General features: G+C 50.8%; 19 protein-coding genes. 17 read left to right on the forward strand and 2 right to left on the reverse strand.

The features are described from left to right. The first annotated feature begins 141 nt into the window (after nt 1-141). The 4 genes from DFR27_RS11275 to DFR27_RS11290 are packed head-to-tail and all read left to right on the forward strand — an operon-like array spanning nt 142 to nt 2764. Nucleotides 142-1167, forward strand: a complete 1026-nt coding sequence (locus tag DFR27_RS11275; RefSeq protein ID WP_121877619.1) for an NAD(P)H-dependent glycerol-3-phosphate dehydrogenase — start codon at nt 142-144, stop codon at nt 1165-1167. Continuing rightward, the gene (locus DFR27_RS11280) at nt 1164-1442 is read left to right on the forward strand and encodes a DUF4389 domain-containing protein (protein WP_121877566.1); all 279 of its coding nucleotides are present in this window, start codon (nt 1164-1166) and stop codon (nt 1440-1442) included. The genes DFR27_RS11275 and DFR27_RS11280 overlap by 4 nt, the downstream gene beginning before the upstream one ends. Then, the gene (locus DFR27_RS11285; protein WP_121877567.1) at nt 1439-1891 is read left to right on the forward strand and encodes a SixA phosphatase family protein; all 453 of its coding nucleotides are present in this window, start codon (nt 1439-1441) and stop codon (nt 1889-1891) included. The genes DFR27_RS11280 and DFR27_RS11285 overlap by 4 nt, the downstream gene beginning before the upstream one ends. A 12-nt stretch (nt 1892-1903) precedes the next feature. Next, entirely contained in the window at nt 1904-2764 is an 861-nt protein-coding gene (locus DFR27_RS11290) for an alpha/beta fold hydrolase (protein ID WP_121877568.1), read from the forward strand. A 9-nt stretch (nt 2765-2773) separates the two neighbouring features. On the opposite strand, the gene folE is transcribed toward DFR27_RS11290, so the two are convergent. Then, a complete protein-coding gene (gene folE, locus DFR27_RS11295; protein WP_121877569.1) occupies nt 2774-3316 on the reverse strand; it encodes a GTP cyclohydrolase I FolE in 543 nt (180 codons plus the stop codon). Nucleotides 3317-3438: 122 nt separating this feature from the next. Here folE and prmB point away from each other — a divergent pair, with 122 nt between their 5' ends. The 4 genes from prmB to DFR27_RS11315 all read left to right on the forward strand — a co-directional run bounded on the left by prmB (nt 3439) and on the right by DFR27_RS11315 (nt 7704). Then, a complete protein-coding gene (prmB, locus tag DFR27_RS11300) occupies nt 3439-4362 on the forward strand; it encodes a 50S ribosomal protein L3 N(5)-glutamine methyltransferase (RefSeq protein ID WP_121877570.1) in 924 nt (307 codons plus the stop codon). Between the two features lie 106 nt (nt 4363-4468). Next, nucleotides 4469-5551 carry a chorismate synthase gene (gene aroC, locus DFR27_RS11305; RefSeq protein WP_121877571.1) on the forward strand — a complete coding sequence of 361 codons (1083 nt, stop codon included), beginning with the start codon at nt 4469-4471 and terminating at the stop codon, nt 5549-5551. Nucleotides 5552-5555: 4 nt separating this feature from the next. Continuing rightward, a complete protein-coding gene (locus DFR27_RS11310) occupies nt 5556-6707 on the forward strand; it encodes an MFS transporter (RefSeq protein ID WP_121877572.1) in 1152 nt (383 codons plus the stop codon). A gap of 88 nt (nt 6708-6795) precedes the next feature. After that, nucleotides 6796-7704: a hypothetical protein gene (locus tag DFR27_RS11315; RefSeq protein WP_121877573.1), complete on the forward strand. Its 909-nt coding sequence runs from the start codon at nt 6796-6798 to the stop codon at nt 7702-7704. Nucleotides 7705-7870: 166 nt separating this feature from the next. Here DFR27_RS11315 and DFR27_RS11320 read toward each other — a convergent pair whose 3' ends face one another. Continuing rightward, nucleotides 7871-8770, reverse strand: a complete 900-nt coding sequence (locus DFR27_RS11320) for a LysR family transcriptional regulator (RefSeq protein WP_121877574.1) — start codon at nt 8768-8770, stop codon at nt 7871-7873. Between the two features lie 130 nt (nt 8771-8900). On the opposite strand from DFR27_RS11320, the gene leuC reads away from it, so the two are divergent. The 9 genes from leuC (at nt 8901) to trpA (ending at nt 21020) form a co-directional block, all read left to right on the forward strand. After that, nucleotides 8901-10340 (forward strand): 3-isopropylmalate dehydratase large subunit, encoded by a 1440-nt coding sequence (gene leuC / locus DFR27_RS11325; protein ID WP_121877575.1) that lies wholly within the window; start codon nt 8901-8903, stop codon nt 10338-10340. Continuing rightward, on the forward strand, nt 10337-10978 hold the full coding sequence (gene leuD / locus DFR27_RS11330; protein ID WP_121877576.1) for a 3-isopropylmalate dehydratase small subunit: 642 nt from the start codon (nt 10337-10339) through the stop codon (nt 10976-10978). Before leuC ends, leuD begins: the two co-directional genes overlap by 4 nt. A 9-nt stretch (nt 10979-10987) precedes the next feature. Beyond that, on the forward strand, nt 10988-12067 hold the full coding sequence (leuB, locus tag DFR27_RS11335) for a 3-isopropylmalate dehydrogenase (protein ID WP_121877577.1): 1080 nt from the start codon (nt 10988-10990) through the stop codon (nt 12065-12067). Nucleotides 12068-12076: 9 nt separating this feature from the next. After that, entirely contained in the window at nt 12077-13180 is a 1104-nt protein-coding gene (gene asd, locus DFR27_RS11340) for an aspartate-semialdehyde dehydrogenase (RefSeq protein WP_121877578.1), read from the forward strand. A gap of 227 nt (nt 13181-13407) precedes the next feature. Continuing rightward, the gene (locus DFR27_RS11345; RefSeq protein ID WP_121877579.1) at nt 13408-17319 is read left to right on the forward strand and encodes a FimV/HubP family polar landmark protein; all 3912 of its coding nucleotides are present in this window, start codon (nt 13408-13410) and stop codon (nt 17317-17319) included. 97 nt (nt 17320-17416) lie between these two features. Continuing rightward, a complete protein-coding gene (gene truA, locus DFR27_RS11350) occupies nt 17417-18262 on the forward strand; it encodes a tRNA pseudouridine(38-40) synthase TruA (protein ID WP_211327628.1) in 846 nt (281 codons plus the stop codon). 90 nt (nt 18263-18352) lie between these two features. Further along, on the forward strand, nt 18353-18973 hold the full coding sequence (locus tag DFR27_RS11355; protein ID WP_121877580.1) for a phosphoribosylanthranilate isomerase: 621 nt from the start codon (nt 18353-18355) through the stop codon (nt 18971-18973). A 17-nt stretch (nt 18974-18990) separates the two neighbouring features. After that, complete coding sequence (trpB, locus tag DFR27_RS11360) at nt 18991-20220, forward strand: tryptophan synthase subunit beta (RefSeq protein WP_425452025.1); 1230 nt, start codon at nt 18991-18993, stop codon at nt 20218-20220. Next, nucleotides 20217-21020: a tryptophan synthase subunit alpha gene (gene trpA, locus DFR27_RS11365; RefSeq protein ID WP_121877582.1), complete on the forward strand. Its 804-nt coding sequence runs from the start codon at nt 20217-20219 to the stop codon at nt 21018-21020. The genes trpB and trpA overlap by 4 nt, the downstream gene beginning before the upstream one ends. Nucleotides 21021-21083: the final 63 nt, after the last annotated feature.

Here is a 21083-nt window from a genome sequence, read left to right on the forward strand (position 1 = left end):
AACTGACGTGCGAATGGCGGAAGCTATTCGCACGTTTTTCTTTCTCTTAGAATAATAAAAATAACCATCTGAGCATTGACTATGCTTGTGATACACGGAGTTTAGCAAGGGTAATCTCAACCTGAGCGTATGCGGGATACTATGACAAACACTACAACAAAAGTTGCCGTTCTTGGTGGCGGAAGCTTCGGAACGGTTTTAGCGAATCTAGTGGCCGGGAATGGGATCAGCTGTGCGCTGTGGATGCGCAATGAGCAGCGAGCCGCTGAGGTGATGAACAGCCGTGAGAACGCGGAGTATTTTCCAGGCTTTATACTTGATAAGCGACTTAACATTACTAGTAATTTCGACGAAGCGATCGAAGATGCTGAGCTTATTATTATGGCGGTGCCTTCATCGGCTTATGATACGGTGTGCAGTCAGCTTGAGCAGCGAATTTCGCGCAATACTTTGATTCTATCAACAGCGAAAGGTATTCGCGCTGACGGCTTCCGATTAATGAGTGAAGTGATTCAAGAGCATTTACCACACAACCCTGTAGGGGTGTTGTCGGGGCCGAACCTCGCCAAGGAAATAGCCGATAATCAATACACCGCTACGCTTGTGGCCAGTGCCTCGACAGAGGTTGTGGAAGCCTCACAAACCGCGCTAGCGTCACCCACTTTTCGAGTATATGCTGGTGATGACCCACAGGGGGCCGAACTAGCGGGAGCGTTGAAAAATATCTATGCCATTATTGCTGGAATTACTGGCAGTATGCAGTTAGGACAGAATACTGTCAGCATGTTGATCACACGGTCTCTAGCGGAAATGTGCCGCTTGGCGAGTGAGTTGGGCGCAGAGCCAATGACCTTTATGGGTTTAGCGGGAGTAGGTGACTTATTCGTCACCTGTACGTCGCCCTTGTCTCGAAATTATCGAGTTGGTCAGGCGTTAGGGCAGGGCAAGACGCTAGAGCAGGCTGTTGCGGAAATTGGGCAAACGGCCGAAGGTGTAGCAACGCTGAAAACCGTCTACGACAAAGCTCAGGAATTAGGGGTTAGAATGCCGTTGGTTGACGGCCTTTACCGACTGATTTACGAGCACGTTGAAATTAGCGAGATCATCACTTCGTTGATGACAGCGCAACAGGCCACGGATGTTGAACATAAGGTGAAGGGAATATGAAGCCAGAATCTAAATACCGTTTTTTTGAGGACGCCCATTGGGTGCGATTGCTACTCATGGCCATTTTTTGGCTGGTGGTGCCCGTTATCCAGTTTCTAATCGGCGTAGTCGCCATTGTTCAAGCTCTGGCGGCGCTGGTTCGTCAAGAGCCAATTGAGTCACTCACGCCGCTGGGTTCGCAGTTAGCTCGTTGGGTGCTGCAAATTAATGACTTCTTGGTCTACCGCTCTGACCGTCGACCGTTCCCTCTTTCGGACTGGCCTGACGCGGAGTGAAGCTGTATATATTGCGTCACGGTACCGCGGAACGCTGGATCAACGACAGTATGGATTTTGATCGTCAGCTGACGGAGTTTGGCGTGGCGCAAATTGAGCAGCTAGTGGCGCAGTGGCGTCCGCAATTTTCTCAGTTGGAAACTTGGGTCAGTCCCTATCAGCGTACCCAGCAAACGGCAAAAGTCTTGCTGGGGACTAACGCGAGCTACCACACTACTCGGTTAATCACGCCCGAGGCCTCGTTAGCGAGTCTGCTTAATCTGCTGCCCGAGCAAACTCAGGATCTACTGCTAGTGAGCCATCAGCCGTTGGTGAGTGCTTTGGTCGCAAAATTATCGGGTCAATCACCCTATGATTGCCCTATGTCACCTGCCTCGCTGGCAGTTCTTGAGGGCGATGTTATGGCTTCTGGCTGTATGGATCTCATCGCACTTAATCACTTCGTTTGAGATTGATTTACCATGCTTGAAAAGCAGTTTAGCTGTGCCGATTTAAGCTTGGCTGGTGTCTATTACCCTGGCCAAGCCAGCGATGAGGGCGAACACCTTCCCGTTATTGCGCTCCATGGTTGGCTTGATAATGCTGCCAGTTTCCACCGTTTAGCGCCGCTACTGGCGCCACACCCAGTTCTTGCTCTTGATTTGGCGGGTCACGGCCAGAGTGATCATCGGCCTGCCTCAGCGGGGTATTCAATTTGGGCAGACATCAGTGATGTACTGTCGGTTGCGAATCAGATGGGATGGGAGCGGTTTGCGCTGGTTGCGCACTCGCGTGGTGCGGCTATTGCAACACTGATTACTGCGGTTTCGCCTCAACGCGTAGCGCATCTAGCTTGGTTAGATGGGGGGTGGCCGATGCTTGCCGGTGATAACGATTTTGTGTCGCAATTACGCGAGTCGGTGGCAGATCAGCTTGCCGAAGAGGGCGAAAAACGTGCCTTTCCCAGTTTTGATCATGCGGTAATTGCTCGTCGGCGAGGGCTGTTTAAATTAAGCGAAAGTGCTGCACGAGTGTTAACAGAACGTGGGACGCGCCAGACCAACCGTGGTTTTGAATGGTCATCCGATCGTCAACTTATGGCTGCCTCCCCGGTGCGCTTAATGCGCTCGCAGATGGAGCAGGCTATGGCAGCAATCGAATGTGATATTCAGCTATTTTACGCCGACTGTGAGCGAACAGATATGAATCGTTGGCGTTCAAAATTACGCGAGCTTAAAGGAGTTGAGAGCTTTGCGATGGCGGGTGAGCATCACTTGCACATGGAATCAGCAGCCGACGAAATTGCCCAGCGATTGATTGCGAGTTATCAATCACTGGACTGAGGGCACGGCTTAGTTGGCAATAAGGGAAAGGAATTCAGCGCGAGTTTCCGAGCGCTCTTTGAATTTACCTAGCATTGCCGAAGTTTTCATGGATGAATTCTGTTTTTCTACACCGCGCATCATCATACACATGTGTTTGGCTTCAACAACAACGGCAACGCCGTCAGCACCAGTCACTTCTTGAATGGTGGTAGCAATCTGGTGGGTCAAGGACTCCTGAATTTGCAGCCGACGGGCAAACATATCCACTATTCGCGCAAGCTTAGACAGGCCAAGGACTTTTCCTGTAGGCAGATAGGCGATATGAGCCTTACCGATGAAAGGTAATAAGTGGTGTTCGCAGAGCGAATATAGCTCGATGTCTTTGACGATGACCATTTCACGAGAGTCACTAGGAAATAGCGCGCCGTTGATTACTGTCTCGAGATCTTGAGTGTAGCCTTGGTTGAGAAATTCAAACGCCTTTGCTGCGCGTTTGGGAGTGTCTTGTAGACCAGGGCGATTTAAATCTTCACCAATGGCTTCGATAATACTGGCAAATGCCTTTTCCATTTGTCGTCTCTTTTTGGTCAGTTATGGTTTACGAATAAAAACTCGCATGATCCTTACGTAAAAACTTGGGTTTAGGATCTATGCTTCGTATTATAGGGTAATAACTAGTTGAGTGGGAAATAATGCAGGATTCAATTGATTCTTTAGCAACGGAGTTAATCACCGTTCGCGACTATATTCGCTGGGGGGCAAGTACTTTCGAGCGCGCTGGGCTGTATTTCGGTCACGGAACCGATAATGCTTGGGACGATGCAGTGCAAATTGTTCTGCATACATTGAACCTGCCGCCGGAGAGCGATCAAATGGTGTTAGATGCCCGGCTGGCGCCAAGTGAGCGTAAGCAGGTGTTGAAGTTACTATCACGTCGTGCCGAAGAGCGAGTGCCAACGCCCTATTTGTTAGGCTATGCCTGGTTCTGCGGGATGCGTTTTAAAGTGGATGAGCGGGTGTTGATTCCTCGCAGTCCCATTGCGGAATTGATTGAGTCGGGCTTTCAACCTTGGTTGGTATCGGAGCCAAAGCGAATCTTGGACCTGTGCACAGGTAGCGGTTGTATTGGCTTAGCCTGCGCGGATGCGTTTCCGCATGCCGAGGTAGATTTGGCAGATATTTCTACTGACGCCTTAGCGGTGGCGGCTGAGAATATCGCTTGGCATCAGATGGGACATCGAGTGGTGGCAGTTAACTCGGATCTCTTTGACAGTTTATCGGGGCGTCGCTACGACATCATTGTCTCCAATCCACCCTATGTGGACGCGCAGGATATGTCAGATCTGCCGGCAGAATATCATCATGAGCCTGAACTCGCGTTGGCAGCGGGTAATGATGGCTTGGATTTGGTCCGACGGATACTGATTGAGGCGCCCAAGCATCTGAGCGAAGATGGTATCTTGATTTGTGAATTAGGTAATTCATGGGTGCATCTTCAGGATGCATACCCTGAGATACCTTTTACCTGGTTGGAGTTTGAACGCGGTGGTCACGGAGTTTTTCTCCTGACGGCTGGTGAGCTCTTGGCACATAAAGACGCCTTTTCAACACGATAACCCACGCGACTAGGCACCTTGCAGTACCCTCGTTATGATGGTTTTAATTCGCGCTAGCCGCCTAGGTCGCGTCATGGTTTACAGCATTAAAGATTAAGGAAGGGCAATGTCCGGCAATACTATCGGCAAATTATTTTCGGTGAGCACCTTTGGTGAGAGCCACGGTGTGGCCTTGGGGTGTGTGGTTGATGGTTGTCCACCAGGCATTGAGCTTAACGAGGCTATTCTGCAAGTCGACCTCGATCGCCGCAAGCCGGGGCAGTCTAAGTTTACTACTCAGCGTCGCGAAGCGGATGAAGTGCGAATTCTATCGGGCGTTTTCGAGGGGAAGACCACGGGTACGTCTATTGGTATGGTGATCGAGAATACCGATCAGCGTTCTAAGGACTACGGTGATATCAAGCATAAGTTTCGCCCCGGACATGCCGATTACACCTATTGGCAGAAGTATGGCATCCGTGACTATCGTGGCGGTGGACGGTCGTCAGCGCGTGAGACTGCTATGCGCGTTGCTGCCGGTACAATCGCCAAGCAAGTGCTAAAGCAGCTGGGGATTGAAGTACGTGCGTATCTCTCGCAGTTGGGACCCATAGCGCTCCCGTTGGTAGCCTGGGATGGCGTAGAAGAGAATCCATTCTTCTGTGCCGATCCAACTAAAATTGAAGCGTTAGAAGCCTACATGGTTCAGTTACGCCGTGACGGCGACTCCGTTGGTGCCAAGGTAACTGTGGTAGCCAGTGGCGTTGAAGTTGGCTTGGGTGAGCCGGTTTTCGATCGTTTAGATGCTGAATTGGCGCATAGCCTGATGAGTATTAATGCGGTGAAAGGCGTGGAAATTGGTGCGGGCTTTGACTGTATCACGCAACGCGGTTCGGAGCATCGCGACGAGATGACTCCCGGGGGCTTTAAATCCAACCACGCTGGCGGCGTCTTAGGTGGTATTTCTACCGGGCAGGATATCGTTGCCAGCATTGCGATGAAGCCCACTTCGAGTATCACGGTATCGGGCGAGACGATCGATATTGAAGGCAATAGCACCGAACTTATCACTAAAGGTAGGCATGACCCATGCGTGGGAATCCGAGCGGTACCCATTGCAGAGGCAATGATGGCGATTACTCTATTGGATCATGTTTTGCGTCATCGAGCTCAAAATCAGGGCGTTAGCACCATAACGCCGAAAATCTAAGCTGATGACTCGTCAAGCCCCAGTAAAGCGCCTTTCAGGTGTTTATAGTTTCTACTTCGCGTTACTGGGCGTTTGGGTTCCTTATTGGGGGCTCTATCTAGCTGATATCGGCTTCGATGGTCGTATCATTGGTGTGGTGTTTGGCATCTCGTTCTTAGCGCGAATTCTGGGTCCTTATTGCGCGGCTTACTTTGCCGAGCGAACGGGCTCACGAGTGCTAGTGATGCGTTGGCTGGCATGGCTGAGTGTCGTGTCGGCGCTTCCGTTGGTAATGAGTACTAATCTAACGGTAATCGTTATCAGCGTGGCGTTGTATAGCTTCTTTTGGAACGCAATTCTACCCATTCTTGAAGCGTTAACGCTGGAATGGTTTACCGAAGACCCCGCTCGCTATGGACGAATTCGTATATGGGGATCACTGAGCTTTATCGCGCTAGTGATGGGTTTAGGCGAGTTGTTGGCAACGGGATCAAGTAGCTGGGTGCCGGTGATTTTGCTCACGACCTTAGTCTTGTTAGGGGTGGGGCTCAGTTCGGTTCCCGAGCCCGCGCGAACGGTTGAAAAACGTCACGGTGAAGGATTTGTTCACTACCTAAAGCAACGCCCAGTACTGGTCTTTTTTGCCACCGCCTTCTTACTCCAAGTATCACATGGCGTTTACTACGCCCTGTTCTCGTTATTTTTAGAAACACATACTTTTTCGCGATCAAGTATTTCCTATCTCTGGACCTTGGCGGTGGTTGCCGAGGTGTTGATGTTTTGGATGATGACGCGGTTATTCCACCGCTGGTCAATTGAAGCGGCATTACCACTCTGTCTGTTACTCTCCTCAGTGAGGTGGGTCGTTCTAGCGCTATTCGTTGCCGACCCAGCATGGGTGGCATTTACCCAAGTTTTGCATGCGTTCACTTATGCGGCACACCATGGTGCTTGCATGATCTGGTTGGCTAGGGCAATACCCGCCAACGCCGCGGACCAAGCACAGGCTTTCTATGCCGCTATTTGTTTTGGTTTGGGTGGGGCGTCTGGGGCCTTTATCGGCGGTGAAATTTGGCTCTATTCCCCGTTGGGAAGTTTCCTTTTTGCAGCCTCTTCCTCAGCGCTTGCGTTGGTACTCTGGTGGGCATTTATGCCCCAAAAGCGGACCGTTAGTTAGGTCTCGTCGGTGCAGCCTTGCGACTCGGTTAAAAATCAGCGACACTAAAACTACTCTGACTCCTAAATAACAATAATACGGGGCATGTATGTTCTACCGAATATTTATCATCGCGGTGATGGCGTTGAGTGCTGTTGAATCCAGTGCTCAGGCCGTTAATCAATGCGCGCTTATTCAATGTGACTGCGCTGCTATCAACCAAGGTACTTGGCGGAACAGTTGCGAAACGAGAGAGCGGAATATTAAGGCGCGTTGCAATGCTAGTGGTGGCGAGCGAGTTTCGGCTTGTACCATCGCTGGGGCCAGTGCCTGGCCGTTAACGCTTCAGACTGTCTCGGCCGAGCGAACGCCGACGTTTTTGCTGGATGAAGATCCGCTGGATAACTGGATGGATGAAGCAAATAGTCAGCTCGATGCGCTGAACTTTCAGATGGCTAGTTCACGGGACTGGACTATTGGTAAATTACAGGAGGCAAGTTGGAGTCAAGCCATCGTCAGTGCGGTTGCTTGGCGAGATCAGTTGCGTAACGAATGGTGGTTGACCAGTAATTCACTCCGAGGGGAAGCAAAGCTGGATGAGGATCCGGTAGATGAGGATCGTGTTGCGGAGCTACTTCCCAATGTTGATGCGCGAATCGCCGAGTTGCGTCGACTGCGCGAAGCGGTTAATAACCCCGGGGCTGAGGCGTTCGCACTGATCAATGTCTTGAGTTCTATGGAGATTGAACAGCTGCAAGTGAAAGCGCAATTGCTTGCAATGATCGCGCAGTATGAGCCCTCGGCTGAAGTATGGCAACAGGTGGCTCGGCGTAGCGAGGGTCTATTTCGACAGTCAGGTCTAACACCGAATGAGCAACGCAGAGCAGCAATTGATGCTGTGGCTGAGCACTACCAAGCGGCCACAGCATTTGATCGTGCGGGTAATCAGCGAGCCGCGTTAGTTGCCTTCGACCGTGCCGAGGAAATTAAAGCTAACCCAATGGTATTAGCAGAGTAAACACGCTGGCGGTTTGGTTGCGCTAACTTAGTTTTGGCGCCCATCTTCACCTGTTAATATGAGTGCTACAGCCATGTAAAAAAGGCCGCTCAGTGAGCGGCCTTTTTCATTGGTAGGATATGCCGCTTAGCTGCGGTTTTAGCCTATTAGCTACATGCTTAACTTACTACTCAATGGCAGGAATATCGGCAATGCCGTCATCGCGATGTTCGCTCAGGCTACCAATAAAGGCCTTCGCGGCATTCGAAAGGGTGCGCGCTTTATGCCAGATAACTCCGAGGTTGCGCGAAATCTCTACGTCCGTGAGTTCAAATTGCACTAAGTCCTCACTCATGCAGCGAGGAAGAACGCTCCAGCCCATCCCAACATTGACCAACATCTTAATGGTCTCGAGGTAGTTGGTAGACATGGCGACGTGTAACGGGACCTCGCGAGATTCGAAGAGGTGCTTGACGATTCGGCCGGTATAGGTCACATCTCCAGGCAAAATGGCTGGCCACTTTGACATAGATTCAATGTTTAGTTCGCCAACTTCAGCTAGTACATGTTCTTTGCCCACTACGAATACCAAGTCATCACGCCAAATAGGGTGGGTATTTAAGTTGGAGTTATTCGTTGGAGCTAACGTCACAACCGCTAACTCTTGGCGCCCCGCGAGTACTTCTTCGTAGGCTTTTTCTGAATCCATGAAAGCCATGTCAGGTGATACTTTTGGGTAGCTTTTAGCGAAGTCCTTGAGCACCGGCGGTAAACGATGAAGGCCAACGTGGTGGCTGGTGGCCATTTTTAGTGGGCCTTCGATTTCACCGGTCATATCACGTAATACGCGGCGTGCGTCCATCACTTCCTTGAGGATGTGCTGAGCGCGAGGTAGCAGTACGCGGCCACTTTCAGTGAGGCTGACACGGCGATTAATACGATCAAATAAACGGACGTTTAGCTGGTCTTCCAGTGAGGCGATTCGTTTTGATACTGCTGGCTGTGTTAGGTGGAGCGACTCCGCTGCCTCGGAGAACGAACCCGTTTCTGCAACCCATAAAAAAGCTTTTAAACTCTGCGTGTCCATAACATTTCTCGAACTTGGTGAAAAAGAGATTACTTATTGTAATCGAACTGATACATAAGATGAATTTATTTTATTTCATGTGGTGCGTACACTCCAATCACACAACAATTATTAGATTTAGGAGAGACAGGTGGCGGGATCTACCTTGTACGACAAATTGTGGGAGGCGCACTTAGTTCAAGAGCGCGCAGATGGCACAGCATTGATCTACATTGATCGCCATCTTCTCCATGAGGTTACTTCACCTCAGGCTTTTGAGGGTCTTCGTTTAGCTGGTCGAAAGCCGTGGCGCGTATCAGCCAACGTGGCGACACCCGATCACAACGTACCCACTACGACGGCGGAGCGTCAACTTGGTGTAGCCGGAATTCAAGACCCAGTGTCAAAGATTCAGGTGCAAACACTGGATGACAATTGTGATGAATTTGGTATTACCGAGTTCAAAATCAACGATGCAAAGCAGGGTATTGTTCATGTAATTGGTCCAGAGACCGGTGCCACGTTACCTGGAATGACGGTTGTTTGTGGTGATTCACACACCTCAACTCATGGCGCACTGGGAGCGTTGGCTCACGGCATTGGCACATCCGAAGTTGAGCATGTCTTGGCGACTCAATGCTTGATCCAGCGCAAGATGAAGAATATGCGAGTTCGCGTTGACGGTGACCTTCCTGCCTATATTACGGGTAAGGATATTGCCTTGGCGGTCATTGCTAAGATCGGTACTGCAGGTGGTAATGGCTATGCTATTGAATTTGCTGGCACAGCCATTGAGCAGCTATCTATGGAGGGGCGAATGTCGCTGTGTAATATGGCGATTGAGGGTGGAGCTCGAGCAGGCTTGGTTGCTGTTGATGCGGTAACTTTAGATTACGTGAAGGGACGCGAGTACGCTCCTAAAGATGATGCTTGGGATCAGGCCGTTAACTACTGGTCAACACTTCATAGCGATGAAAATGCGGTTTTTGATCATGAAGTCTCGTTGCAGGTTGAGGAAATTAAACCGCAAGTTTCGTGGGGTACTTCGCCTGAGATGACCTTAGCTGTGGATCAAAAGGTACCTGATCCCGCTGCTGAAAAAGACCCGGTGAAGCGTTCGTCTATTGAACGTGCATTGGCCTACATGGGGCTAGAAGCTAATCAAGCCATTACCTCTATCTCCGTTGATAAGGTCTTTATTGGCTCCTGTACCAATTCACGCATTGAAGACTTGAGGGAGGCAGCGAAAGTTGTTGCGGGTCATCAGGTGGCTAGTTCGGTTAAAGAGGCACTTGTGGTACCGGGGTCGCAGCAGGTTAAGGCTCAGGCTGAAGCCGAAGGATTAGATAAAATTTTCAGTGCGGCGGGACTGCAGTGGCGTGAGCCAGGTTGTTCTATGTGTCTTGCGATGAATGCCGACAAATTGGGTGCAGGTGAGCATTGTGCTTCCACCTCGAATCGCAATTTCGAAGGCCGTCAGGGCTGGGGTGGACGCACTCACCTCGTCTCTCCCGCAATGGCAGCCGCGGCCGCCATTGCGGGGCATTTCGTTGATGTTCGTGAATTAATAAAAGAGGAGGTGTCAGCATGAAGGCATTTACTCGTTTGAAAGCATTGGTTGCACCCATGGATCGTGCCAATGTTGATACCGATATGATTATTCCAAAGCAGTTCTTGAAATCCATTAAGCGAACTGGCTTTGGTAAAAATCTGTTTGATGAACTTCGTTATCTTGATGAAGGACAGCCTGATCAAGACTGCAGCGGCAGACCTCTCAATCCAGATTTTCCACTTAATTACCCCCGCTATCAAGGTGCTCAAGTTCTATTGGCGCGCGAAAACTTTGGTTGTGGCTCATCGAGAGAACACGCGCCTTGGGCGCTAGAGGACTACGGGTTCCGTGTCGTGATTGCGCCCAGCTTCGCCGATATCTTCTATAATAACTGCTTCAAGAACGGTCTGTTAGCAATTGTATTGCCAGCAGCGGTGGTGGATGAGTTGTTTGACAAGTTGGCTGCTACTGAAGGCTTTCAGCTTGATGTAGATTTAAGTGCTAAGACCGTCAGCACCAGTGACGGCGACACGTTTGCGTTTGAGATTGATGACTTTCGTCAGCACTGCCTACTAAACGGCCTTGATGATATTGGTTTGACCCTCGAGGACCGAGCGGCAATTAGCGCCTTCGAAGCGCAACATTTACAGCGTTACCCCTGGGTTGCGATAGATTAAGAGAGTTTTATGAGTCAGCAAGTTTTAGTTCTCCCAGGTGACGGAATTGGCCCTGAGATAATGGGCGCCGCCCGTGCAGTATTTGAATTAGTTATCGAAAAACACAATCTGGATATCCAGTTAGTCGACGGTTTATTAGGCGGTGCGGCCATTGAGGCCACCGGCGAGCCACTTCCAGAGGCGACGCTAGAAGCTGCTAAGGCCAGTGATGCCATTTTATTGGGCGCGGTGGGTGGACCTCAGTGGGACCACCTGCCAATGGCGCAACGACCAGAAAAGGGTTTGTTGGGTATTCGCTCGCAGCTCGAATTGTTTGGCAACCTTAGGCCAGCGCTACTCTACCCGCAGCTTGCCGATGCTTCATCGCTGAAGCCCGAGATTGTTTCAGGGTTAGACTTGTTAATTGTTCGTGAGCTCACTGGCGGGATCTATTTTGGTCAGCCGCGTGGTGTTCGCGAACTCGAAAATGGTGAGCGAGAGGGTTTTAATACCTATGTGTATCGTGAGTCGGAAATCCGCCGGATTGCGCACCTCGCGTTTGGCTTAGCTCAGAAGCGTAACAAGAAATTATGCTCAGTAGATAAGGCTAACGTCTTGGAAGTAACGGTGTTGTGGCGTGAAGTATTGAATGAAATTGCGCCTCAGTATCCAGATGTCGAGCTCTCGCACATGTATGTTGATAACGCGGCGATGCAGTTAGTTAAGGCGCCCAAGCAATTTGATGTGATGGTGACTGGGAATATGTTTGGCGATATTTTATCGGATGCCGCAGCCATGCTTACTGGTTCTATCGGGATGTTGCCCTCCGCCTCTCTAGATGAGCAAGGGCGAGGCATGTACGAGCCGTGCCACGGTTCTGCGCCAGATATTGCTGGTCAAAATCTGGCGAACCCATTAGCGACGATTCTTTCGGTCGCCATGATGTTGCGCTACTCACTGGGTCAAGCTCAGGTGGCAGCAGAAATTGAGGCCGCGGTAGAGCGGGTGTTGGAGCAAGGTTTGCGTACCGCCGACATCTATTCCGATGGCTGTACCCAGATTGGCACGGTAGAAATGGGCCAAGCTGTTTGTAACGAATTATTGAAATAGGTATTGCACGTGAAAGTAGGATTTGTAGGTTGGCGCGGCATGGTAGGCTCGGTGTTGTTGGAGCGCATGTTAGCGGAAGGTGACTTCAATGGTTTGCAGCCAGTATTCTTTACCACCTCGAATGTTGGTGGCGATGCACCCAACGTAGGGGTTGATTGCCCAGCTTTAGAGGACGCCTATGACATTGACGCCTTGAGTGCTCTCGACGCCATTATTAGCTGTCAGGGTGGTGAGTACACCAAAGCAGTGCACCCATCGTTACGTGCAGCGGGGTGGGACGGTTACTGGATTGATGCCGCCTCGTCACTGCGGATGAGTGATCAGGCTGCTATTGTTTTGGATCCGATTAACCGCGAAGTGATTGATCAATCGTTGAATTCTGGCGTGAAGGATTTCATTGGTGGTAACTGTACGGTTTCGCTTATGTTGATGGCCGTGGGCGGACTCTTTAAGGAAGGCCTGGTTGAATGGGGTTCGGCCATGACCTATCAGGCGGCGAGTGGTTCTGGTGCAAAGAATATGCGAGAACTGATTTCCCAGATGGGTTATCTCCGAGACTCCGTAGCGGAGCCTTTGGCGAATCCAGCCAGCTCGATCTTGGATATAGATCGCCAGATTACCGCAGCGCTTAACGGTGATGGCTACCCGAAAGATCAATTCGGCTATCCGTTGGCGGGCAGCCTTTTGCCGTTCATTGATACTCAATTAGCAAATGGCCAGAGCCGTGAAGAATGGAAGGCGCAATGCGAGACTAACAAAATACTCGCTACCCAGCAGGAGATTCCGCTTGATGGGATCTGCGTTAGAGTTGGCGCGATGCGTTGTCATAGCCAAGGCTTGACGCTAAAGCTCAATCGCAACGTCCCGATGGCTGATATTGAAGCCATTATTAAAGAGGCTACGCCTTGGTCTAAGTGGGTTGATAATGATCGTGAAGCGAGTTTAGCTGCGCTAACACCCGCGGCAGTAACAGGGGGGCTGGACGTTCCTGTAGGTCGTGTTCGCAAGATGAATATGGGACCTGAATACCTTTCTGCATTCACCGTGGGTGATCAGCTTCTATGGGGTGCGGCGGAGCCGTTGCGACGGATGTTGCAACTTCTTCGCAACTAACCGCTTTTACTCGCCGAAGCTATTGTTCAAAACCACCCCTAGCGGTGGTTTTGTGCTATTTGAGCGTTTATCCCCCCCTAAAACTGTTAATTTGTTCGCATTGGGTCCGTAAAGGGTTTAAAACTTTGAAGTTATCGCGATATACTCTTTTTAGTATAGCTCCGTCATGCGTCGCTAAGGGTAGCGATTGATCGGGGCTAAAAAAGCGATAAAGGATAATATAACTAATGCTGCGTAAAGTGCTCGTTACGGCAACCGCTGTTGCTTCATTAACTTCCTCACTGAGCTATTCGCTCGGATTGGGTGAAGTGACTTTGACCTCATCTCTCAATGAGCCACTGGCCGCTGAAATTCGCCTTATTGACGCCTCCTCCTTTGATGCGGAGAACTTGGTGGTTCGTCTAGCGGATCAGCGAGCTTTTGACTTCAGTCAATTGGAGCGAGTGCCATTTTTATCACGCCTTAATTTCCGCTTAGACGCTGATCGCGGCGTGGTCGTGGTTACTAGCGCGGATCCGGTTAGAGAACCGTATCTTAGCTTTCTCGTAGAGGCTAAGTGGGCCTCCGGTAAAGTGCTGCGCGAATACACATTACTGATGGACCTTCCTACCTTAGCGGGTCCTGCGGTTACGGCGCCGGTTCAACGGCCAACGGTTGAAGAGACGATGCCGCCAGCAAGCGCTCCGGTCACAATTCCGGCTGAAGTGCCGGCTGTTGCCGTGGCAACGCGAGAGACTCGCGCCGCCGATGCGGCTAATAATTCCGGCGGCTATTTTGTTCGTGATGGCGACACGCTTTGGAGTATTGCGAAGGCACTGAAGCCAGCGGCTGACATTAGCGTTCAGCAAATGATCGTGGCGCTTCAACAAAGCAATCCTGGTGCCTTTATTGGTGGCGATATCAATCGCTTAATGCGCGGCGCTACCCTAGCAGTGCCCACAGAAGCAGCCATCCGTTCCATCTATCAAGAAGACGCCGTATCTCAAGTACGCACCCAAACCGGTGCTCAGGCTTCGGGCCGACTAGATAGCAGTACGGCTGCCGGTACTGCGGGCACCTTATCCGTGACAGCAGGCGACGACGTCGACAGTCAGGTGGGCGAAGAGCTAGATGGGTTGCGCAATGAAAATGAGCAGTTGCGCCGACAAGTTGATAGCTTGGAAGAGCAAAATGAAGTCATGTCGGAGCTGGTTGAACTTCGCTCTGCTGAATTAGCCCGCGTACAGGCTGCCGCTAACCAAGCCGAAGCTGCTGAAACACAGCTGGATGACGCATCGTCTCCGGAAACGCTAGCGGCTGAAACGATGCCTCAGCCAGAAGAAACTACTGAGACTCCAGTTGCTACCGCAACACCAGTTTCGCCACCGCTGGTCCAGGCGCAAACGAACACAAGCCCGGCGTGGTACACCCAACCGCTTTATCAGGGTATTGGTTTGGGTGGTTTGATCTTGTTGTTGGGAGGCCTTTTATGGCGCCGCCGTCAACAGAACGAAGCGAATAATAGCATTGAAGAGTCACTGGTGACGTCGGAAGATTCGGCCTCGGCTGGTGCTGTTCAAGAGTTGTTGGCCGAAGCTCGAAGAGAAGGCTTCAACGATGGTGAAGTGAGTTTGGACATCGATGATGACAAACTCGAATCAACGCTGGTTGATTATCTTGAATCGGTGGATTCAACCTATGACCAGGAACTCACTGAAGAGTCTCCAATTGCTGCAGCGGAAGGCTATTTGGCGTTTGATCAATTCGATCAGGCTCGCGGGCTATTAGAATCGGCATTGGAGCGAGATGCTTCCGATACCAGCGCACGCTTGAAGCTATTGGAAGTCTTGGTGTTACTCAATGACCAAGACGCATTTGAAGAGCACGCGGATGTTCTTAATTTGGAAGGCGACGAAGCGATTGAAATACAAATTGACGCTTTGCGATCCAGTTTCGAGCCCTTAGCCGATGATACGGAAGAGGCAGAGGGAGCGGTTGAAGCTCAGGAAGCCTCGGAAGCAGAATTCCTAGTTCAGACGGATGATCGCGGTGATGATGTTCTTGATGAAGCTGACTTCCAGCTAGGTGACTTAGACTCGCTCTATGCCGATATGGAAGGCTCATCTGCACCGGTCGAAGATGCCGAGGCGGGTTCAGCTACCGAGGCCACAACGGAAGTTAATGCCGACTTTGAGCTGGATCTAGAAGATTTTGATTTCAATTCGGACCTCACCACTGAAACGAATGCCTTGGATGTTGTGGCAGAAGCTACCGACGACGATGCCAAAGAAGATCAGATTGATCTTGTAAGTGTTGAAACGCTGGAAAACCACGCTGGGCTGGCTACCGGGTTAGACACTGAGTCTGAACTCGCTACAGAGACAGAGCTAGAAGCTGAAGTAGAAGCTGAAGTAGAAGCTGAAGTAGAAGCTGAAGTAGAAGCTGAAGTAGAAGCTGAAGTAGAAGCTGAAGTAGAAGCTGAAGTAGAAGCTGAAGTAGAAGCTGAAGTAGAAGCTGAAGTAGAAGCTGAAGTAGAAGCTGAAGTAGAAGCTGAAGTAGAAGCTGAATTAGCAGCTACTGATCTTGAGTTGATGCTCGAAGAGGAAGATGAATTCGTTACGACGGCTGAAGACGGTGTTAACACCGCTGAAGCTGGTGAGCTTGATGCTTTCTCAGTTGAGAATGCTGACGAAGCGACTGAATTAACGTTGCATGATAGCGAATTAAGCAGTGAGATTGAACTCGGTCAAACCGCTGATGATGAACCAGACGCTAGGGACTTGGCGGCCGGCGTAGCTGCTACCGCAGTACTTGCATCAACCGCCGAGTCGGCGATTGAAGGTGATGTGGCGGCAGATGACGTTGAGTTAACGGAAAGCGATCTAACGTTGGACCTACCGGCGATCTTTGCGAGTGTGGAGAGCGGCGATCAAGAGACGGCCGCCTATTACACAGACGTGGCAGAAGATGAGACGCTGGCCAGCTCCGATTCAGAGAATCTCGCTGAGGAAACCTCATTCGGCACCATTGAAGATGAGCCGTTTGAGCCTTCATTTGGTAGCTTGGATGATCTTGCTACGCAAGAATCAGTTATTGAGGCACCGAGCTTAAGCGATTTAGCGGAAGTCGATACAACTAACGAAGAGGGCGCTACCTTAGCGATCTCCGACGATGAGTTATTCCATCCTACTGAGGATACGCTTGACGTAGATGACAAGCTTGTTGAATTGACTCAGAGCTCGGAGGAAGCCGAAGCCCCCGAAGTTGAATGGACAACGGATGATGCCTATCTCACCGGTCTTGACGATGATGACGCGGAAGCAGAGCTAGCTTCCCTGGTAGTGGAAGACCTGAAGGCGGACTTGGAAGGTGATATCGAGTTTAGCAATGATAGTCACGAGCTAACGAGCAATCAACTCGATGATACTGAGGTTGTAGCGTTTAAGGAAGTTGAAGCGAATTTAGATGACTCGCTTGACGCTGACTTAGCGATTGACTTGGACAGTATTGCTGAGCTGGATGAAAGTGAGCTGGAGACGGTTGCTGGCTTTGATTTTGAATCGAGCTTGTCTGAATTAGACGATCTTCTTGCGCCAAACGATACGCCGATTACAGCTGAAGGCGATTCCTTTGAGGAGAGCAATGAGACCGCTGGACATACTGATCCAATCGTGGCGGATGACCTCAAAGTGCTTGAAGTTGCTGAAGTTGAGGTTACTGAAGTTGAGGTTACTGAAGTTGAGGCTGCTGAAGTTGAGGTTACTGAAGTTGAGGTTACTGAAGTTGAGGCTGCTGAAGTTGAGCTTGCTGAAGTTTCTGAGGAAGCGGAACTTGCTGAAGCTGATGAGGGTATGGCCGGTCTGGAAGCTGAGCTAAATGCATTGGATTCATCACTAGGCGAAGTTGAGTTAGCGGAAGAGACGTTCGAGTTTGTCGATCCAGCTGCTGAGCAGCAGTCGGATGAACCGTCGGAGGACGATAACGCTGACTATGCGCTCCTTGGTGGGGCGGACGAAGCGGCGACCAAACTGGATCTTGCTCGCGCCTACATCAATATGGAAGATATTGAAGGTGCCATTGATTTGTTGGATGAAGTCATTGACGAAGCTACGGATGCTGCACTGATCGCAGAAGCCCGAGCTATGCGAGACGAGCTCTAAGTTATTTTAGTTTAGAGAAATTTGTCTAATCTTAGAAAGCGGCTCTGGCCGCTTTTTTTAATGAGCGACTTAATATCGCCAGAGAGTGAATGTAAAAGTGAACAAGCCCTTTGTAAAAGATACTAATCGTCGCTACGCCATCGCAGAGGGTGAGGCACGTTTAGCCTTGTGTGTTGAATACGACGGTAGGAATTTTAACGGCTATCAGATTCAGCGTGGTAGAGCCGATCGGACCGTCCAAGGTCAGCTTGAGCTGGCCCTGTCATCCATTGCGAACCACCCGGTAAATTCTCATTGCACCGGCCGCACAGATACCGGGGTTCACGCTACGCGGCAAATTGTTCATTTCGACACTCCCGCAGATCGCCCGCTCAAGGCTTGGGTGGAAGGTGTAAATAATCAGCTACCCGAGGATGTAGCGGTGCGCTGGGCAACGCCAGTGGATGATCGTTTTCATGCCCGCCATAGTGCCCTCTCTCGTACCTATCGTTATTTAATCAGCAATGCCGCGACGCGGCCGACGCACACGGCTGGTTTGGCTACTTGGGCTCGGCGTCCTCTCAATCTTGAAGCAATGAATGAAGCCTGTCAGGCGCTGATTGGTGAGCAGGACTTCAGCGCGTTCCGTGGCGCCGGTTGTCAGTCAGTTAGCCCAATGAGGAATGTGACCGCTGCAAAGTTCAGCAACGAAGGGCCTTTCATTGTGTTTGAAGTCACGGCAAATGCCTTTCTTCTGCATATGGTGCGCAACTTCGTGGGAAGCTTAATGGCGGTAGGATTTGGTCAGCGAGAACCGGCTTGGATTGGTGAACTAATTGCGTTGAAAGATCGTAACAAAGCTGGAGTGACTGCAAAGCCGGAAGGCTTGTATTTGGTGGATGTGGAATATCCGAGTTGGGTCAGCTTACCACGTGGCCCCATTGGACCTTTCCACCTTCGCTAGCGACTTATAATTAACAGTGCGCGGACCTAGCACAAACTGTTATCGTAAAGCGCGTCATTTGTCGCTACGATAGGCTGCTAGGGGGACGCTATGCGCACGCTGATAAAAATATGTGGAATTACCTCAGTTGAAGATGCTATCGCGGCTCGAGAGAGCGGTGCAGATGCCATTGGCCTCGTGTTTTATGCGCAAAGTACTCGGGCAGTTGACCCATCCCAGGCTGCAGAGATCTGTCAGCGCGTAGGGCCTTTTATCACCACGGTAGGGCTGTTCGTGAATGAAGATCCCTCAGTGATCCGCGAGCTAATGCGCCAAGTTCCGTTACAGTTGCTTCAGTTCCACGGTGACGAGACACCGGAGTTCTGTGAACAGTTCGGCCGTCCGTACCTTAAGGCTGTAAGAGTGCAATCTTCGGAGGACGTTCAGCAAGCCTTCGCAGATCATCCCAAGGCGGTAGGGATTCTTCTTGATGCCTATGTTAAGGGGGTAGCGGGCGGTACCGGGCAGCGTTTCAACTGGTCACTTATTCCCGAAAAGCTGAGATCTAAATGTATTCTTGCCGGTGGTTTGTCACCCGAAAATGTGTCAGAAGCCGTACAGAGCGTCCGCCCCTTAGGTGTGGATGTGAGTGGTGGCGTTGAGTCGTCACCGGGGGTGAAAGACCCTGAAGCCATGACTCGTTTTTGTAGAGCGAGTGAATTACTAAAGTGAAGGAGACTACTGTGTCGTTGTCAGACCTGTCGTTACAGCAAATTGCTGCCGCCCCCGATGAGCAGGGGCGTTTTGGTCAGTTCGGAGGCCGCTTCGTTTCAGAGACCCTGATTCAAGCGCTTGACGAATTGCGAGATACCTATGAAAAATTATCCAAAGACCCGGAGTTTTGGGCCGAGTTTGATCGCGATTTAGCGCATTACGTGGGGCGTCCTTCACCGCTTTACCATGCCGAGCGATGGTCGAACGAGGTGGGTGGGGCACAAATCTATCTCAAACGCGAAGACCTTAACCATACGGGTGCGCACAAGATCAACAACACCATTGGTCAAGCCTTGCTTGCCAAGCACATGGGTAAGCCGCGGATTATTGCCGAGACCGGAGCCGGTCAGCACGGGGTGGCCTCGGCCACCGTTGCCGCCCGTTTAGGTTTAGAGTGTCATGTATTCATGGGTTCGGAAGATATTCAGCGCCAGGCGCTTAATGTGTATCGTATGAAGCTTTTGGGTGCGAATGTGATTAGCGTAGAAAGCGGCTCGAAAACCCTTAAGGACGCGATGAACGAAGCCATGCGTGATTGGGTAACTAATGTTGATGATACCTACTACATCATTGGCACCGCGGCAGGTCCGCACCCCTACCCGAAACTAGTGCGTGATTTTCAGGCCATTATTGGGCGTGAGACTCGCCGTCAGTCGCTAGCGCAAATTGGCAAGCTGCCGGATGCGCTGGTAGCGTGCGTAGGCGGTGGCTCTAATGCCATTGGTATGTTCTATCCCTTCATTGAAGACGAAGGCGTTGAAATGTACGGTGTTGAGGCTGGTGGTGACGGAGTTGAAACCGGTCGTCATGCGGCGCCGCTGTCAGCGGGTATCCCCGGTGTTTTGCACGGTAATCGCACCTACCTTATGGAGGACGAGGATGGTCAGATCATTGAGACGCATTCTGTCTCGGCAGGGTTGGATTATCCTGGCGTGGGTCCAGAGCACAGCTGGTTGAAGGATGTTGGGAGAGCCAACTACGTGGCGATCAATGATGACGAAGCGCTGGTAGCATTCCGTAAACTCACGCGTACCGAAGGTATTATGCCTGCGCTTGAGTCGGCACACGCTATCGCCTACGCCGAGAAGTTGGCGGCCACGATGACCCCTGATCAAAGCATTGTGGTGAACTTATCTGGTAGAGGCGACAAGGATATCCTTACGGTGGCCGCGATTGATGGAATTTCCGTGGAGGGGCAGTCATGAGTCGAATTGCGGGTGTTCTCGCTGACTTAAAAGCTCAGGGAAAGAAGGCGCTTATTCCCTATATTGTTGCCGGTGATCCTGCCATTGATGCGACAGTTCCGCTGATGCACAAGATGGTTGCTCAAGGGGCGACAATTATTGAGCTAGGTGTTCCTTTCTCGGATCCAATGGCTGAAGGGCCTACTATCGCACTGGGTCATGAGCGGGCGCTGGCCAATAAGGTTAGCTTGCGTAAAGTACTGGCGATGGTAGCGGAGTTCCGCCAAAGCGATCCGATAACCCCAGTAGTGCTTATGGGTTATGCTAATCCGGTGGAAAGGATGGGTTACGAGACCTTTGCTAAGGCCGCGAGTGAAGCGGGGGTTGATGGTGTGCTCACCGTGGATTTACCGCCGGAAGAGGCGGTGGAACCCAACGCAATCTTTAAGGCGCATGAACTCGATACTATTTTTTTAGTGTCTCCCACTACTGAAGATGAGCGCGCTAAGTCTATCCTGTCGCTCGCCTCGGGTTACGTTTATTGCGTTTCCTTAAAAGGGGTTACTGGCGCCGGGAACTTAGACATTGCTGCAGTCGCTGAACGCTTGGCTCAGTTGCGTGAATACAGTGATTTACCACTGTGTGTTGGTTTTGGTATTAAAGATGCTGAATCAGCTAAAGCGATTGCCAGCGTTGCCGATGGCGCAGTAGTAGGAAGTGTGTTGGTAAATGCGTGTGCTCAACATGCAGGCTCATCAATTGAAGACCTGAGTGATGCACTTGGTCACATAATTGGTGAAATGCACCGAGCATTCGATTAATTTTAGCGTTACAATAGCTGAAAATAGACTAGCCAGTCACGAAAGTGCTGGCTATGTTTCTGT

This window comes from Umboniibacter marinipuniceus (genome assembly GCF_003688415.1).
Classification (GTDB): Bacteria; Pseudomonadota; Gammaproteobacteria; order Pseudomonadales; family DSM-25080; genus Umboniibacter; species Umboniibacter marinipuniceus.